This window comes from Massilia cavernae, from assembly GCF_003590855.1.
Lineage (GTDB): Bacteria > Pseudomonadota > Gammaproteobacteria > Burkholderiales > Burkholderiaceae_D > Telluria_A > Telluria_A cavernae.
On sequence record NZ_QYUP01000071.1, the window covers coordinates 40,956 to 56,921 of the forward strand.

Consider the following 15,966-nt stretch of genomic DNA (forward strand, 5'->3'; position numbering starts at 1 on the left):
CCATGCTTCAATTGTCCGGCATCTGCAAACGCTTCGCGGGCGTAATCGCCCTCAACGACGTGTCGCTCTCCGTTCGCGCCGGCGAAGTCATGGCACTGATCGGCGAGAATGGCGCCGGCAAGTCGACCTTGGTGAAGACGCTGACGGGAATTTATCAACCGGATGCGGGCACGATCCGTCTCGGCGGCGCAGAAGTGCGCTTCGCCAGTGCCCAGCAGGCGATGCGTGCCGGAATCACGGCGGTACACCAGGAGACCGTCATGTTCGACGAGCTCACGGTCGCCGAAAATATCTATGTTGGCCGTCAGCCCACCCGCGGATTTCCGCCACGCATAGACTGGCCCCGGATCGAAGCCGAAGCAGAGAAACTGTTTGCCCGGCTTGAAGTGAGTTTGCCGGTTCGTGCGCGCGTTAAGGATCTGAGCGTCGCGCAGCGGCATTTCGTCGAAATCGCGCGCGCCCTGTCGCAGGAAGCGCGCGTGGTGATCATGGACGAACCGACAGCATCGCTTTCCCAACGCGAAATCCATGAACTGTATCGCATCGTCAATCAGCTCAAAACCGCAGGTACGGCGGTGATATTCATCACCCACAAGTTCGACGAAATCTTTGCACTCGCCGATCGCTATACCGTACTGCGTGACGGGCACTTTGTGGCAGAAGGCGCAATTGCGGACACTACCGAGCCTGAACTGGTATCGCTGATGGTCGGTCGTACGATCCATCAGGCCTTCCCGAAGCTTGACGTCAAGCTCGGGGAAACTGTCCTGGAAGTGAAGAGCCTGTGTCACCCCACGGAGTTCGACCAGGTCAGCTTTGCGCTTCGCAAGGGCGAGATCCTGGGATTTTACGGCTTGGTCGGCGCCGGCCGCTCGGAAGTGATGCAAGCCCTGTTCGGACTTTCAACAGGGGTAAGCGGCACGATCAATATGGATGGTCAGCAAGTTTCCATCGCCTGCCCTGCCGACGCCATCAAGCATGGCATTGCCTATGTACCGGAGGACCGCCAGCATCAGGGTGCGCACTTGTCGATGCCCATCGTCCAGAACATTACACTGCCGCTCCTGTCCAAGATTGGATTCTTTCTGCGTCCGCGGCGCGCAGTGGAAACTGCGATCGCCCGCCATTTCAGCGCAGAGTTGGAACTGAAGGCCAACAATCTCCAGCAACAAGTCTCGGAATTGTCAGGTGGAAACCAGCAAAAGGTAGTTCTCGGCAAGTGGCTGGCCACGAACCCGAAAGTCATCATCCTGGACGAACCGACCAAGGGTATCGACATCGGGTCGAAGGCGGCGGTGCACCGCTTCATTAGCGAACTGGTGACGCGCGGGCTATCGGTGATCCTGGTGTCGTCCGAGTTGCCGGAAGTGTTGGGAATGGCAGACCGTGTGGTGGTGATGCACCAGGGCCATATCAAGACGATCTTTACCCGCGCGCAGGCCACGCCGGAACAAGTCGTGGCAGCCGCGTCGGGCAGCGAACTGAAAACGAAGGAAGTCGCTTGACGTCCTCCCCGACCTAAAGGTCGAGGATTCCTACAGCTAGCGTCGCACGTCCGCGACGGAGAATGTTTAACGCAGCATTGAGATCACGATCATGTACCGCTCCGCAATCACAGCAACGCCATTCTCTTATTCCAAGGTCTGCGATACCTTTCGGCCTCGAATCGGGAACAGCGCCGCAATTCGAGCAGATCTGGGTGGTAAAGCCTTCGTTCACTTCTTCAAACCAGGCGCCATGCTTAACAGCCTTGTACGCCAGTTGTGCTCGGAAGGACGACCAGCCGACATCGTAGACGGACTTCGCCATGCTGGTCTTGGCGAGCGCGGATGCATTGATATTACCGACCACAATGTAGTCGAACGCGCCGACGATGGCGCTGGTGCAGGTGTGCAGGTAATGGCGGCGGCGATTGGCAATCTGTGCGTGGAGCGCCGCGACCCGCTTCTTTTTACGGGCGCGCTGGGCCACCGCCAGCGCCGCCTCGCTGGCACGGTAGATGTGCGTCGCCGCGATGCGGCTGCCGTCGCTCAGCGTGGCCAGGTCTTTCAGGCCAAGGTCGATTCCCACACCGCGCACCGGCAAGCGGGCGGGCGCCGCCGGTACTTCAAGGACGATATTGAGGAACCAGTTGCCGCGCCGGTCGCGCGAGAAGTTGGTCCCGTCGGTGATTTTTCCCTCGGGCAGCGGGCGCGAATAAAACACGCGGAAGGTATTGCCGGCGAAGCGGAAGGCATTGCCTTCGCGTTTCAGTTCACGTCCTTTCAACGGCACCCAACCCAGCGACTTCCTGCCGCGATAGCGAAGGTAGGGCCGGCGCGCCTGGAAGCGCGACCTTGCGTACTGCTGGCATACGTCGTTTACCGTACCCGAGTGAAGGCCAAGCTCCTTGCTGCACCCGGTGGTGAGCTTGATCAGATCAAAACCGGTATGCCAGCGGCGACCGAAACGCAGCGCGTCCTTTTGCCTGTCGTTGCAGTAGTTCCAGACGAAGTTGATTGTCCGGGCTTGCTTGTTCAGCAAGCCGGTCAGCGACTTGACGCGGTAGCGGTAGACCAGTTTCATCCAGGTTCGACAACGATTGTCGACCATGGTTCCACTCTTACAACCAAGGCATCGACTGCTGCGCAGTCGGTTCCTTTCACTCCCCGTCCTGAAGGACGAGGTTTCTCGGAGCAAATCTGATGAAGCTGTTAAACCAACGCGAAGTGCTATTAGCCGCCCTCATCGTCGGGCTGATCCTGGTGGTGGGTATGCGCGCCCCCGTATTCCTCACCACGGCCAGCATGGGAAACCTGCTCACTGACGGCACTTTGCTGGTCATGCTGGCGCTGACTCAGATGTTTGTGATCATCACGCGCGGGATCGATCTGTCGGTTGCCTCCAATTTGGCGCTATCGGGAATGATGTCGGCGCTGCTGGCGTCGCGGCACCCCGAATTGCCCCTCGTGGCGGTGATCGCCGTTGCCGTGGCAATCGGACTGGCGCTCGGCCTGATCAACGGCTGGCTGATCGGCATGTTGGGACTGCCGCCAATTGTGGTGACGCTCGGTACCATGAGCGTGTACCGCGGTCTCGTGTTTGTTCTCTCGGGTGGTGCGTGGGTTTCTTCACACCAGATGCCTTCCGACTTTGTTGCCTTCCCGTTGGCGAAGTTCCTTGGCGTGACCCATCTGGTCTGGATTGCGGCAACCGTTGTGCTGCTGACCTGGTTCATCGCGCGCTATTCGCGCTTTGGCCGCGACCTGTATGCAATCGGCAACGAGCCGCATTCTGCGCGCTATATCGGCATCCCCACGGCGCGCCGGCTGCTGTGGACGTACGGCCTTAGCGGCGCAATGGCCGGCTTGTGCGGCTACCTTTGGGTGGCGCGCTATGCCGTGGCCTATACTGAAATCGCATACGGCTTTGAATTTACCGTCATTGCAGCGTGTGTGATTGGTGGAATCAACATCGCCGGCGGGGTGGGTACCGTCGCTGGCGCGATGCTCGGCGCAATGTTCCTTGCCGTCATAAATAACGCCTTGCCTATCGTAAAAATCTCACCGTTCTGGCAAAGCGCCTTGACCGGTATCGTCATCCTTACCGCCGTGCTGATCAATGCCCGCGGAGATAAGAAACGCAGTCGCCAGATCCTGCCGCTGCATCTGCTCAACCCAGCCACGAACAGGAGTGCTGCGTGATCGCCCATAACGCCGTACCAGCCGCGAACACATCGCGCTATACCATTCACGACCGTCCGGCATTCAATTGGAAGAATTTCCTGCTGCGCTGGGAGACCGTGCTGGGACTGTTGTTCATCCTCGCGTTCGCGACCAATGGCGCGCTGCTGCCCAACTTTCTCGATATTTACAACCTGGCCGACTCGACATTTAGCTTCAGTGAAAAGGCGCTGATTGCGTTACCGATGGCGCTGCTGATCATTTGCCGAGAGATCGATATCTCGGTGTCGGGCACGCTGGCACTCAGTTCGGTAGCAATGGGCCTGGCGCACGCTCATGGCATGCCGCCGCATGGACTGATCGTTGTTGCGCTGGCCACCGGCGTCTTGTGTGGCAGCCTGAACGGCATTCTGGTAACGCGGTTCGCCCTTCCCTCGATCGTAGTAACGATCGGCACCGTTTCCCTGTTCCGAGGGCTCGCCAGCGTGGTGCTGGGCGACCAGGCCTTCACAGGCTATCCGCAACTGATGAGCGATTGGGGACAAGGCTATTTCTTCGACCTGATTCCGCGCGCGTTCGTGGTACTGCTGGCGTTCGTAGTACTGTTCGCGGTGCTGTTACACACAACCAGCTGGGGCCGGCGGATTTTCGCGATTGGAAACAATCCCGTCGCAGCTCGCTTTTCCGGAATTGCTGTCGACCGTTATCGCCTGATGCTGTTCATCCTTACCGGGGCCATGGCAGGCCTAGCCGCGTGGCTGCTCACCGGCCGCATTGGCAGTACCCGGCCGAACATTGCGATGGGCTGGGAACTGGAAATCATCACCATGGTGATCCTGGGGGGCGTACGCATCGAGGGCGGCGCGGGCAGTATCGGCGGCGTCCTGCTGGCGGTGCTCACCCTGGGTATAGTTACCTATGGCCTGTCTCTGGCAAATATCCCAGGCATCATCATGACCATCGTCGTCGGCATTCTGCTGCTGGTTACCATCGCGCTGCCACGCCTGCTGCGTGCGAGGAAGACCGACAAATGATCGAACGTACCGCAACGATCGTCCTCGATATCGGCAAGACCAACGCTAAGCTGAACTTGCTTGATGCTGACGGCTCAACCCTCGCCGAACGGCGTTGTGCGAACACGATCATTGAAACGGGCCGCTATCCTCATCACGATACAGAACGCCTCTGGGAATGGATGCTGGCTACATTCCGGCAGTTCGGCAGCATGGCGAAGGTCGGCGCAATTGTCCCGGTGACCCACGGCGCTACAGCGGCGCTCGTGGACCACCAAGGCCTGGTGTTGCCCATATTGGACTACGAAAGCGAGCTGCCCGAGCAGATCAATGAGACATATGCACGTGTCAGGCCGTCGTATTGCGTGACATATTCTCCGGACCTTCCGGCCGGCTTGAACCTGGGGCGGCAACTGGCCTGGCTTGCATCCAGGTTTCCAGTCGAGTTCACCAAGGCGCGCCATATCCTGATGTATCCGCAGTACTGGGCCTGGCGCTTGTCGGGCGTGGCGGCAAGTGAAGTTACATCGCTGGGCTGCCATACGGACCTGTGGGATACGTCTGCGCAGAAGTACACCGACCTGGTCGCGCGCAAGGGTTGGCAAGCCAAGTTTCCGCCAATTCAGGCGGCATCACAGGTTCTTGGCACCTTGCTACCCGAGCTGGCGCAGCTCACCGGTTTGCCGGCCGACTGCAACATCATATGCGGCATTCACGACAGCAATGCGTCACTGCTGCGCTATCTGGGCGGCGATATCGGCACTGTCTTGTCCAGTGGCACCTGGCTGATTGCCGCTTCCTTCAACACCCCGTTGGCGCAGCTGGAAGAGCGTTCCGACATGCTCGCCAATACCAGTGCGCTAGGTCAGCCGATAGCATGCATGCGGTTCATGGGAGGCCGGGAATTCGAGGAACTGGCAGGGCCTCACCCGCAAGTGTGCCAGGTCGCGGACATCCAATACATCATTGATGAGGGCATTCTCGCGCTGCCCTGCTTCGCGCCTTCTGGCGGACCATTCTCCGGGCAGGACGGCAGCGTCGTCGGAACTCCCCCCCGTACGGCCGAGGAATGGTATGCGCTTGCCACATTGTATTGCGCGCTGATGAGCGACTATTGCCTGGACAAGCTCCAAGCCACCGGGCGAGTGGCGGTCGAAGGTAGTTTTACGGGTAACCCCCACTTTGCCCCGCTTCTGGCCGCGTTGCGAAGCGACCAGCAGGTCATCGTTTCAGACGACGCCAGTGGCACGACGATCGGCGGCTGGATCCTCCATCGGGGAGCAACGGACCAACCATCGGGGCAGTGCAATGTTTCAGCTCTGCAGGTGGCAGGACTGTTTAACTACCGGCAACGCTGGCGTTCGGCTGTCACTTAAGCCCGCGCGGGCCGCCAAAAAGGAACGATTGCCCGGATCGATCCCGCGCCACCACGACACAAATCTGTTCGTCTGAAATCCCACTTTTTGTCGCGGCCCCGCCCCTGTGTCTTGCTGGTCGGGTCAAATTTCGCGTTTTTCAGACTCCAGTAAATATATTTCGTCGGCCTCGGCTATCCCGTGTAAACAATATGGCCTATCGGTGTTTGAAACGGGCAGGAAGCGATGCCGCCAGCGGAAACTCGTGTTCTTATTCATGTAGCCGCCTCGTGCAGGCACCGCTGACTCTGCGAGACAGCATGGTGTAGCCGAGCGCAGGATCAAAAGATCAAAAGGAGTCTCCTCTTTAACGGCCCTGAGACGGGCCGTCTTTTTTCTAAAACAGTTCCCACAGATTGACAGTTGGCGCAGTCAAACGAGCGGTTCCCGATGACGAATGAACAATGACTCGGACGGCTAAGCTCGAAGTGCACTGATCATTCTAATGATTATTTCAATGTTGCCGCCCCTCGCTCCTAGGAAACCTGAGTTCCACCCCTCAGTATTAACAATGGGACATTCAAATAACCAGCGGTCTGGGCGCCCATGCCAGCCGCACGAGACATCTGAACAGCACTTATGACCGCCTTTTCCAGCCTAGACTCGTTTGTCTTCCTCGTCTATTTTCTCGTCATTTCCGGCTACGGCTTGTGGGTGTACCGGCGCAGGAAAGGCACGTCCGGCAGCGCATCCCAGGACTATTTCCTCGCTGAAGGCTCGCTCACGTGGTGGGCGATCGGCGCCTCCTTGATCGCATCCAACATCTCAGCCGAACAATTTATTGGGATGAGCGGGTCCGGTTTCCGGATCGGCATGGCCATTGCCGTCTATGAGCTGATGGGGGCCGCAACCCTGGTCATCGTGGCAGTGTTCTTCATGCCGGTGTACCTGAAGAACCGCATCTACACGATGCCGCAGTTCCTCGAGCAGCGCTACGGCAAGACGGTAGCCACGACGATGGCCCTGTTCTGGCTGGGTCTATATGTCGTCGTCAACCTCACGTCCATCCTCTACCTCGGCGCACTGGCAATCAGCAGTATCGCCGGGCTGAACGTATTCGCCTGCATGCTGTTCCTGGCGGTGTTCGCCACGATCATCACGCTCGGCGGCATGAAGGTCATCGGCTACACGGACGTCATCCAGGTGCTGTGCCTCGTGATCGGGGGTCTGGCGACGACCTGGATTGCCCTGGACCTGGTGGCGGCGCTGGGGGGCGGCAACGGCGCGATCCACGGTACGAGCGAGCTGTTCAAACGCGCCGGCGAGCATTTCGACATGGTGCTCACGCGCGACAATCCGAATTACATGGACCTGCCGGGCCTGTCCACGATCATTGGCGGCATGTGGATCGTCAACCTGAACTACTGGGGCTGCAATCAGTACATCACGCAGCGCGCCTTGGGCGCCGACCTGCACACCGCCCGCAAGGGCCTGCTGTTCGCCGCGTTCCTGAAGCTCCTGATGCCGGTGATCGTGGTCCTGCCGGGTATCGCGGCCTATGCGCTGGACAAGTCCGGCACACTGGGCGACGCCATGCGCCAGGGTGGCGAACTCAATCCCGACCGTGCTTACCCTACCCTGCTGGCACTGCTTCCGTCCGGCCTGAAAGGTGTTGCGTTCGCGGCGCTGACTGCGGCGGTTGTTGCATCGCTGGCCGGCAAGGCCAACAGCATCGCGACGATCTTCACGCTCGATGTCTACCGCAAGCACTTCGACCGTGACGTCACCGAAAAAGGCATGGTCTGGATTGGCCGCGTCACCGTGGTCGTGGCGATGGCGATCGCCGTATTGATAGCACCGCTTTTGGGCATCGACAAAAAAGGCGGCTTCCAGTACATCCAGGAGTACACCGGTTTCGTTTCGCCCGGTATCCTTGCCATGTTCCTGCTGGGCTTCTTCTGGCGTAAGACCACTGCGAGCGCAGCGATGTTCGCCACCGTGGGCGGCCTGGTGTTCTCGGTTATCCTGAAGTTTCTGCCGGATGTGATGGACCTGAGCTTCCTTGCGCCGATCGGATTCTCCGCCGACAACGGCACCGGTGTGTATGAGATCCCGTTCCTGGACCGCATGTTGATCGTATTCCTCCTGGTCGTCGCTGGCATGGCCCTGATCAGCACCATCGGGCAGCGCGACGGCGCGATGAAGAAGATGCACCTTGACCGCAAGTTGTTCCGCGTCGAAGGATCATTCGCCTGTGGCTCGGCGGCCGTGTGCGTCATGCTCGTGACCATCTACGGCGCGTGGTGGTAAGCACCTGCAAGCCCTGAGATCAGTCTTCCCCCGAATGACAACCTTAAACTTCGGGCAGAAGATCGCATGACCAATGCCGCAGGGCGCCATCAGTGCAAATGCGCAGGTGGTTGCCGGCGAGCGTCACCCTACCGACCTATTTACCTGGAGCAGACAAGGAACATGTTCAATCCCTCAGATCATCCTCACCGCCGCTATAACCCGCTCATGGGCGAATGGGTCTTGGTTTCACCGCATCGCGCCAAACGCCCGTGGCAGGGCCGGCAGGAAGCCGTCGACCGCTCAGTCAAGCCCGCACACGACCCGGATTGCTATCTTTGCGCCGGCAACACGCGCGTCAACGGCGAGAAGAATCCGCCGTATGAGGGCACCTACGTGTTCACGAACGACTTCGCCGCCTTGATGGCCGACACGCCCGAGGCGACGCCAAGCGGCGATCCGCTGTTCCAGACCATGAGCGTGCGCGGCACCAGCCGCGTCATCTGCTTCTCGCAGGATCACAGCAAGTCGCTTCCGCTCTTGAGCCGACCGGCCATCGAACAGGTGATCGATACCTGGTGCGCGCAATCCGCCGAACTCGGCGCCACCCACCGCTGGGTCCAAGTGTTCGAGAACAAGGGCGCCGTCATGGGCTGCTCCAACCCGCACCCCCACGGACAGATCTGGGCAACCAGCTTCCTGCCCGACCTGCCGGCGGCTGAAGACGACCAGCAGCGCGACTATTTCGCCCGGCACGGAAAGCCGCTCCTCCTCGATTATGTCGAGCGCGAAGCGGCCTCGGAAGAGCGCGTCGTCGTCAGCACCGAGTACTGGCTTGCGGTGGTTCCATACTGGGCGGGCTGGCCTTTCGAGACCCTGCTGTTGCCGAGGTTCCCGGTCCAGCGCCTGGAAGACCTGAGCGCGGCGCAGCGAACTGACCTGGCGCTTGCTCTGCAACGCCTGACCACCCGTTACGACAACGTTTTCCAGTGCTCCTTCCCGTACTCGATGGGTTGGCACGGCGCTCCGTATGGATTGGATGACGCCACCGGGTGGCAGTTGCACGCCCACTTCTATCCTCCCCTGCTGCGCTCGGCCTCGGTGCGCAAATTCATGGTCGGGTTCGAGATGCTGGCCGAAACCCAGCGCGACCTGACGCCGGAACAGGCGGCTGCACAGCTGCGCGCGGTCTCCGACGTGCACTACCTTCACACTCTTGAATCCGACAGTCCGGAAGCCTGAGAGCACGATGAACAACTCCCCGATGGCCCGTGCGGTCACTATTTTCCAGACCGCTTTCGGTAAAGTGGCATCCATCCATGTCCAGGCTCCGGGCCGGGTCAACCTGATCGGCGAGCATACCGACTACAACGATGGCCTGGTGCTGCCGTGCGCCATCGACTACCGCACCGTGATCGTGGCGCGCCAGCGCGATGACCGTTTGGTGCGCGTGGTGGCTGCCGACTATGAGGACGCCGCTGATGAATATTCGCTCGACGCGCCGATCGAGCGGCGGGCGGCGCCCATGTGGGCGAACTACGTTCGTGGCGTGGTCCAGGAACTGGTGCAGCGCGGCCTGCCAGTGCGCGGCATGGAAATGGTCATCGCCGGCGACGTCCCGCAAGGCGCCGGCCTGTCGTCTTCCGCTTCGCTGTCGGTCGCGGTGTGCCGGCTGTTCGCGACCCTGCCGGGCTTCGAGGACGTCTCCCCGATCGACATGGCGCTCATCGCTCAGCGCGCGGAAAACGACTTTGTCGGCTGCAAGTGCGGCAACATGGACCAGATCAGTTCCGCCTCCGGCATCCAAGACCACGCGCTGATGATCGACTGCCGCTCGCTGAAAGTCGATCCGGTGCCGATACCAAGGGGTGCGGCCATCATGATCTTCAATTCGCACGTCTCGCGCGGTCTGGTCGACAGCGCCTACAACGCGCGGCGCCTGCAGTGCGAAGAGGCAGCCCGGTATTTCGGCGTGCCTGCCCTGCGCGACGTCGACCCGGCCATGTTGGACGCACGCGGCGCCGAACTGGCTCCCGTGGTACTGCGGCGCGCCCGCCACGTCGTCACCGAGAATGAGCGGGTAGCGGCAGCGGCGAAGGCACTGGCTGCCGGAAACCTCGAACGCATGGGCGAACTGATGGAAGCCTCGCATGCGTCGATGCGCGACGACTTCGAGATCACCATGCCGGCTATTGATCATCTGGTTAGCATCGTCAAGGCGGCGATCGGCACGGCCGGCGGCGTTCGCATGACCGGCGGCGGGTTCGGTGGGTGCGTGGTGGCGCTCATGCCGCGTGACCTCGTCAATGCAGCCCGCACGGCGGTCGAGAAGGATTACCGTGGCCCGAACGGCGAGAACGCGACCATCTATCTGTGCCGCGCCGCTGAAGGTGCAGGCATGGCCGCGACGTGATCGGACGGACGAAAAAAAAGCTCCACATGGGAGCTGATTTTTCTGCAACTTGGCGGAAAGGGTGAGATTCGAACTCACGGTACGCCTAAACGTACGCCAGATTTCGAGTCTGGTGCATTCGACCACTCTGCCACCTTTCCGGTTACTGGTCTGACTACTTCTCGCTTGCTGCCGCGAGAGACAAGATTATAGCAAAGCTTCAGAAAAACGGAAGGGCAAAATTCGAACTTTTTGAAAGATTTTGCTCTCCGCACACATTTATTGCACTGCTGCCGAGGCCAGGCGCTTCAGCCCGCCCATGTACGGCCGCAGTACTTCAGGCACGATCACGCTGCCGTCGGCCTGCTGGAAGTTCTCCAGCACTGCGACGAGCGTACGGCCAACCGCAAGGCCGGAACCGTTCAGCGTGTGCAGCAGCTCTGGCTTGCCTTGGGCGTTGCGGAAGCGCGCCTGCATACGGCGTGCCTGGAATGCCTCGCAGTTCGACAGCGACGAAATCTCGCGGTAGGTGTTCTGCGCAGGCAGCCACACTTCCAGGTCGTAGGTCTTGGTCGCGCCGAAGCCCATGTCGCCGGTGCACAGCGACACGACGCGGTACGGCAGGCCGAGCGTCTTGAGGATGGTCTCGGCGTGGCCGACCATTTCTTCCAGCGCGTCGTACGACGTTTCCGGATGCACGACCTGCACCATCTCAACCTTGTCGAACTGGTGCTGGCGGATCATGCCGCGGGTGTCGCGGCCGTAGCTGCCCGCTTCCGAACGGAAGCATGGAGTATGCGCGGTCATCTTGATCGGCAGCTGGTCGGCGGCCACGATCTCGTCGCGGACGATGTTGGTCAGCGATACTTCGGATGTCGGGATCAGGTAGAAGGTTTCGCCCTCGCCTTCGGCGCCGCCCTTCTTCACCGAGAACAGGTCGGCTTCGAATTTCGGCAACTGGCCGGTGCCGCGCAGCGAGTCGGCGTTGACCATGTATGGGGTATAGCATTCGGTGTAGCCGTGCTGGCCGGTGTGCGTGTCCAGCATGTACTGGGCCAGCGCGCGGTGCAGGCGGGCGATGCCGCCTTTCATGACCGAGAAGCGCGAGCCGGTCAGCTTGGTCGCTACGTCGAAATCGAGGCCGAGCGCGGCGCCGACGTCAACGTGGTCCTTTACTTCAAAGTCGAAGCTCGGTGGCGTTCCCACCTTGCGCACTTCGACGTTGCCACTTTCGTCGGTACCGACCGGCACCGATGCGTGCGGCAGGTTCGGTACGGCTTCCATGAATGTAGCCAGCTTGGCTTGCACATCGGCCAGCGACGTTGCATTGGCTTTGAGCTCGTCACCCAGGCCGCCGACTTCCGCCATCAGGGCGGTGGTATCTTCGCCTTTGCCCTTCATCATGCCAATCTGCTTGGACAGCGAATTGCGCTTGCCTTGCAGTTCTTCAGTACGCGTCTGGATCGCTTTGCGTTCCGCTTCGAGGGCGTTGAAACCTGCCACGTCGAGCTGGAACTTGCGGGTCGCGAGGCGCGCTGCGACGTTGTCGATGTCTTTGCGGAGCAGTTGGATGTCTATCATTTGGTAGCGATCGGCGGTATGTCGAAACCGCAATTGTACCAAGCCGATTGACATTGCTCGCGGGTTTCATGCTGCCAGTTGCAGCGATGCCTATAGTGGATCCACAATTTGAGACAGTGACTACGGGGTAGTTTAAGCTGTCGTCCTCGAAAGGATGGCAGCAAATGGGTGAAGCAAAGAAACGCAAGGTGCATACGGCCGAATTCAAGGCGAAGGTAGGCCTGGAGGCGGTGCGCGGGGTGAAGACGATCACGGAAATCGCACAGACGTACGGTGTGCATCCGCAACTGGTCGGACAGTGGAAGAAGGAGATTTTGGAATCTGCCGGCGCTCTGTTCGAGACCAAGCGGGGCCCCAAACCGACCGAGGTCAAGAGCGGCGAGGATCGGCTGTACGGCGAGATCGGCCGGCTGAAGATGGAGAATGACTGGCTTAAAAAAAAGTTGGGGGAGTGAGCCTTGATGCCAGGATGGGCTGGGTCGACGGTGCCGATGAGCTGCCCCTGAGCCGGCAATGCGAACTGGCGGAAGTGCCGCGCGCGACGGTGTACCGGCGGCTCGCCGCCAAGGTGCCGGAGGATGCAGGTGCGGAGGACTTGCTGCTGTGCCGGCTGATCGATGAGGAATACACGAACAGGCCGTTCTATGGCAGCCGGCGCATGGTGGTGTTTTTGCGCGCAGCGGGCCGCGTTGTCAACCGCAAGCGGGTACAGCGCCTGATGCGCAGCATGGGACTGGCGGGCATGGCGCCCGGACCGAACACCAGCAAGGCACATCCTCGGCACAAGGTCTACCCGTACCTGCTGCGGGGTGTACCGGTCACGCGGCCGAACCAGGTGTGGAGCACGGACATAACCTATCTAAGGCTGGCGCGCGGCTTCGCCTACCTGGTGGCCGTGATTGACTGGTACAGCCGCAAGGTGCTGTCCTGGCGGCTCAGCAACAGCATGGATGCTTCGTTCTGCGTGGACTGCCTGGAGGACGCCCTGCGCGAGCATGGCAGGCCCGAGGTGTTCAATAGCGACCAGGGCTCGCAGTTCACGAGCGCGGCCTTCACGGACGTTCTCAAGCGCGAAGGCGTGGCCATCAGCATGGATGGACGCGGACGGGCCTTGGACAACATTTTCGTCGAGCGATTGTGGCGCAACGTGAAGCACGAGGATGTGTACTTGAAGGGCTATGCCAACATGGCGGAGCTGATGGTGGGACTGGCGCAATACTTCGCGTTCTACAACGCCGAGCGACCGCACCAGTCCCTTGGCTACAAGACGCCGGCCAGCGTCTATCGCAGTGGAATCGGCGGCGGAGCGTTGATCGTCGACAAGTACGGCAGCGCTGAAGTGGCGGCGCCCGAAACCGCGTGACCGCAGCAGGCCCTGCCGGCGGCGGCCCCTGGAGGATGAAGCCCTCCAGCGGCAAGGAAGTAGGATCACGGGGCAGCGCCGACCAGCTGCAGCGGTGGAAACGGACACAGCTTAAACTCGCTGAAAGATTGTCTTGACCGATGGGTCCACTTTAGCCCGCACCTCCGCGAATCGATCAGTTCAGCTCTGCTTTTTCAGCTGCGGTCAGGCGCTTGCCGGTGATGACGACAACCTGCATCTTGCTGTCGGCGGCGGAGGCGAGCTGCGCTGCCTTGGCGGCGCGTACCTTCGGCACTTCAGCCGTTGCGTATGCTGCGAAAGTGCCCATCACTGCGGCTGCGAGGAAGATGGCTTCGGCGTTTTTACGGATGTTCATGGTCAGCTCCTTTGGGTTAAGTACGTTTGGTATGGTGGTACTTTATCCATCGGGGCTTCGCGCTTCCACCAGCTTGCGATGAAGCGCCCAAAACGCGGAACAGGATGCAGGATTTGTGGACGAACCGCGAACGAACGCGTATTGCGCTCGTCGTGCGCGATATGCATGGAAACGCCATACAGCCTTTAGGAACAGGCTTTCCGGCCCGTTCCATGCAGTGCTTACCTTGGAAGTATTGGATACAGCCTTGAAGGGATGGTGTTGGTGCCTGGTGTCAGCGGCGGCTGGCACCAGCCGCGACTGCGTCGCCCGATGCCGCGGCAATCGCCGCCAGCCGCGTGTCGGCATGCAGGGGAAGAAGGAGTGGCTCATCCATGATTTGAGCTCGGCTGACCGCGCCGGCATTGAGTGCCTGGATCACATAGCCGAGCGCCCTGTCGTGCCCGCCCGATTGCGCGCACGCCTTGGCCAGCATCCACGCCAGCTGGCCGCTCCTGTCGCTGCTGCCGTTGAGGAAAGCTTCGCCCTCTTGCCTGGCTTTCGCATACTCGCCGCTGGCTATTTTCGTCGCGACGCTGGTCCGCACATCCTGGACGCTTTGTATGCCAATGGCCGCGGCGATTTGCTCCTTCTCATCCTTGCCGCATCCCGACTGTGTGGCGAGCAGCGCGCCGGCCACTACCAATAAAAGTGCGCGCAACAGTTTTCGTTGAGACTTCATGCAACGCTCCGCATAGTTCCAATAATTAGAACATCACTCTACACAGGGATTGACTCTCTGTAAAGATGTTGAAAATACCTGGAGTTGCGCCAGCCGGACGGGCCGGTGGCTCAGCGGCGCCGTGCGGGATGGGGAGCGAGCAGCATCACGAGTCCCTTGGCGGTATACAGCACGATCAAGGTGCCGGCCAGGTCGCCTGCCGCCATGACGCCAAAGCCGGACAGCAGATTGTCCTGGCCTTGCACCGCAAACCAGAGATGGTGCAGCAAGGGACTTGCGATGGAGAATACCACCGCATAGGCCAGCAACTTGCCAGGCGTCAGGTCCGACAGCGATGTGCGCGCACCGTGGGGCGATTGGACAAGGCGGTACGCCATATAAGGAGCGGCAGCGGCGACGATGCCGCCCACGAACGCGCGCATGAAGTCATCGGGGAAGAAATAAAGGAAACATACCGCCCAGGAAACCAGCAGCAATCCGACGGCGCCAGCCTCGGCGAACAAAAGAATGCACAGCAGCCGCATCCCGGCAGGCAAGTAGATCCAGTTGATACCGTGCGCAAACTCCAGCCGGGCGAACAACAATTCGTTGACGGCCAGTGCGGAACAGAACAGCACTATCGTCACGAGCACCATCGAGCAGTAAAGCAGGGCTTGCGGCATTGATCGGCTACTCAATAGAATGGGGCTTGAAGTTGAAGAGTGCGACGAGACGATCTTACGTGAGTCCCAAGTAAGTTGCAATTATTCAAGGATTCATGATACAACTGCCAGTACGACCATGAGCAAGCCTACCCGCCCAGCAGACCTCTACCTGCGCTTCCTGAACCTGACCGAAGCGCTGCGGGGCTTGCCTTCCCTGCCCGAACTCGATCCCCTCGAAGAACGCATCCTCGAACTGATTGCCCGCGCCGGCCAGTCGCAGTCGCGGCTGTGCGTGCGCGACGTCATGGCGCGCGATGAATTGGGCGCTCCGGCCACGCTGCATACCCGCTTGAAGTCGATGCGCGAAAAAGGCTGGATCACACTGTCCGACACCGAGGACAGCCGGCGCAAGCAGGTGGAACTCACCCAGGCGGCCCTGTCCTATTTCGACCAGCTGTCCGGCGCCATGCTCAAGGCCGCCAAAGGCGCCTAGCCAGCATACCCATCGATTCGTGCGGCGGCGTTTGCCGTTCTGCGTCCAGAATGTGAGCAATCATATTTCGCGGAGAA

At 60.5% G+C, this 15,966-nt stretch carries 14 protein-coding genes, 1 tRNA gene and 1 pseudogene; 9 read left to right on the forward strand and 7 right to left on the reverse strand.

The window, feature by feature from the left end; all coding sequences use genetic code 11:
- Positions 1-2: 2 nt before the first annotated feature.
- Complete coding sequence (locus D3872_RS07025) at positions 3-1,505, forward strand: sugar ABC transporter ATP-binding protein (RefSeq protein WP_229459210.1); 1,503 nt, start codon at positions 3-5, stop codon at positions 1,503-1,505.
- 13 nt (positions 1,506-1,518) lie between these two features.
- On the opposite strand, the gene D3872_RS07030 is transcribed toward D3872_RS07025, so the two are convergent.
- A complete protein-coding gene (locus D3872_RS07030) occupies positions 1,519-2,565 on the reverse strand; it encodes an RNA-guided endonuclease InsQ/TnpB family protein (RefSeq protein WP_119810108.1) in 1,047 nt (348 codons plus the stop codon).
- A 119-nt stretch (positions 2,566-2,684) separates the two neighbouring features.
- Here D3872_RS07030 and D3872_RS07035 point away from each other — a divergent pair, with 119 nt between their 5' ends.
- From D3872_RS07035 to D3872_RS07045, 3 genes are read left to right on the forward strand one after another with little or no spacing between them, the layout of a single operon-like run.
- Positions 2,685-3,683, forward strand: coding sequence for an ABC transporter permease (locus D3872_RS07035; RefSeq protein WP_119810109.1), 999 nt, complete (start codon positions 2,685-2,687; stop codon positions 3,681-3,683).
- The gene (locus D3872_RS07040) at positions 3,680-4,696 is read left to right on the forward strand and encodes an ABC transporter permease (RefSeq protein WP_119810110.1); all 1,017 of its coding nucleotides are present in this window, start codon (positions 3,680-3,682) and stop codon (positions 4,694-4,696) included. The genes D3872_RS07035 and D3872_RS07040 overlap by 4 nt, the downstream gene beginning before the upstream one ends.
- The gene (locus D3872_RS07045; RefSeq protein ID WP_119810111.1) at positions 4,693-6,051 is read left to right on the forward strand and encodes an FGGY-family carbohydrate kinase; all 1,359 of its coding nucleotides are present in this window, start codon (positions 4,693-4,695) and stop codon (positions 6,049-6,051) included. The genes D3872_RS07040 and D3872_RS07045 overlap by 4 nt, the downstream gene beginning before the upstream one ends.
- Before the next feature lie 16 nt (positions 6,052-6,067).
- Here the strand turns inward: D3872_RS07045 and D3872_RS07050 are convergent.
- Positions 6,068-6,309 (reverse strand): annotated as a pseudogene (locus tag D3872_RS07050) (hypothetical protein); the annotation flags it as partial.
- A gap of 360 nt (positions 6,310-6,669) precedes the next feature.
- On the opposite strand from D3872_RS07050, the gene D3872_RS07055 reads away from it, so the two are divergent.
- From D3872_RS07055 to galK, 3 genes are all read left to right on the forward strand, one after another.
- The gene (locus D3872_RS07055) at positions 6,670-8,340 is read left to right on the forward strand and encodes a sodium:solute symporter family transporter (protein ID WP_119810112.1); all 1,671 of its coding nucleotides are present in this window, start codon (positions 6,670-6,672) and stop codon (positions 8,338-8,340) included.
- 162 nt (positions 8,341-8,502) lie between these two features.
- Complete coding sequence (locus D3872_RS07060) at positions 8,503-9,561, forward strand: UDP-glucose--hexose-1-phosphate uridylyltransferase (protein ID WP_119810113.1); 1,059 nt, start codon at positions 8,503-8,505, stop codon at positions 9,559-9,561.
- A gap of 7 nt (positions 9,562-9,568) precedes the next feature.
- Positions 9,569-10,732, forward strand: coding sequence for a galactokinase (gene galK / locus D3872_RS07065; RefSeq protein ID WP_119810114.1), 1,164 nt, complete (start codon positions 9,569-9,571; stop codon positions 10,730-10,732).
- A 50-nt stretch (positions 10,733-10,782) separates the two neighbouring features.
- On the opposite strand, the gene D3872_RS07070 is transcribed toward galK, so the two are convergent.
- Together D3872_RS07070 and serS are read right to left on the reverse strand one after the other, a co-directional pair.
- A tRNA-Ser gene (locus D3872_RS07070) sits at positions 10,783-10,872 on the reverse strand.
- Positions 10,873-10,990: 118 nt separating this feature from the next.
- Positions 10,991-12,292, reverse strand: a complete 1,302-nt coding sequence (gene serS, locus D3872_RS07075) for a serine--tRNA ligase (RefSeq protein WP_119810115.1) — start codon at positions 12,290-12,292, stop codon at positions 10,991-10,993.
- 164 nt (positions 12,293-12,456) lie between these two features.
- Between serS and D3872_RS07080 the strand changes: the two genes are divergently transcribed.
- Positions 12,457-13,655 (forward strand): IS3 family transposase gene (locus tag D3872_RS07080; RefSeq protein WP_119810116.1). Its coding sequence is split into 2 segments (ribosomal slippage): positions 12,457-12,742 and positions 12,742-13,655, totalling 1,200 coding nucleotides; the frame shifts between segments, so codons are not numbered across the junction.
- 175 nt (positions 13,656-13,830) lie between these two features.
- On the opposite strand, the gene D3872_RS07085 is transcribed toward D3872_RS07080, so the two are convergent.
- From D3872_RS07085 to D3872_RS07095, 3 genes are all read right to left on the reverse strand, one after another.
- Complete coding sequence (locus tag D3872_RS07085; RefSeq protein ID WP_119810117.1) at positions 13,831-14,031, reverse strand: hypothetical protein; 201 nt, start codon at positions 14,029-14,031, stop codon at positions 13,831-13,833.
- A 274-nt stretch (positions 14,032-14,305) separates the two neighbouring features.
- Complete coding sequence (locus D3872_RS07090; protein WP_119810118.1) at positions 14,306-14,752, reverse strand: hypothetical protein; 447 nt, start codon at positions 14,750-14,752, stop codon at positions 14,306-14,308.
- Positions 14,753-14,862: 110 nt separating this feature from the next.
- Positions 14,863-15,414, reverse strand: coding sequence for a hypothetical protein (locus D3872_RS07095; protein ID WP_119810119.1), 552 nt, complete (start codon positions 15,412-15,414; stop codon positions 14,863-14,865).
- A 118-nt stretch (positions 15,415-15,532) separates the two neighbouring features.
- Between D3872_RS07095 and D3872_RS07100 the strand changes: the two genes are divergently transcribed.
- Positions 15,533-15,889, forward strand: coding sequence for a winged helix-turn-helix domain-containing protein (locus tag D3872_RS07100; protein WP_119810120.1), 357 nt, complete (start codon positions 15,533-15,535; stop codon positions 15,887-15,889).
- Positions 15,890-15,966: the final 77 nt, after the last annotated feature.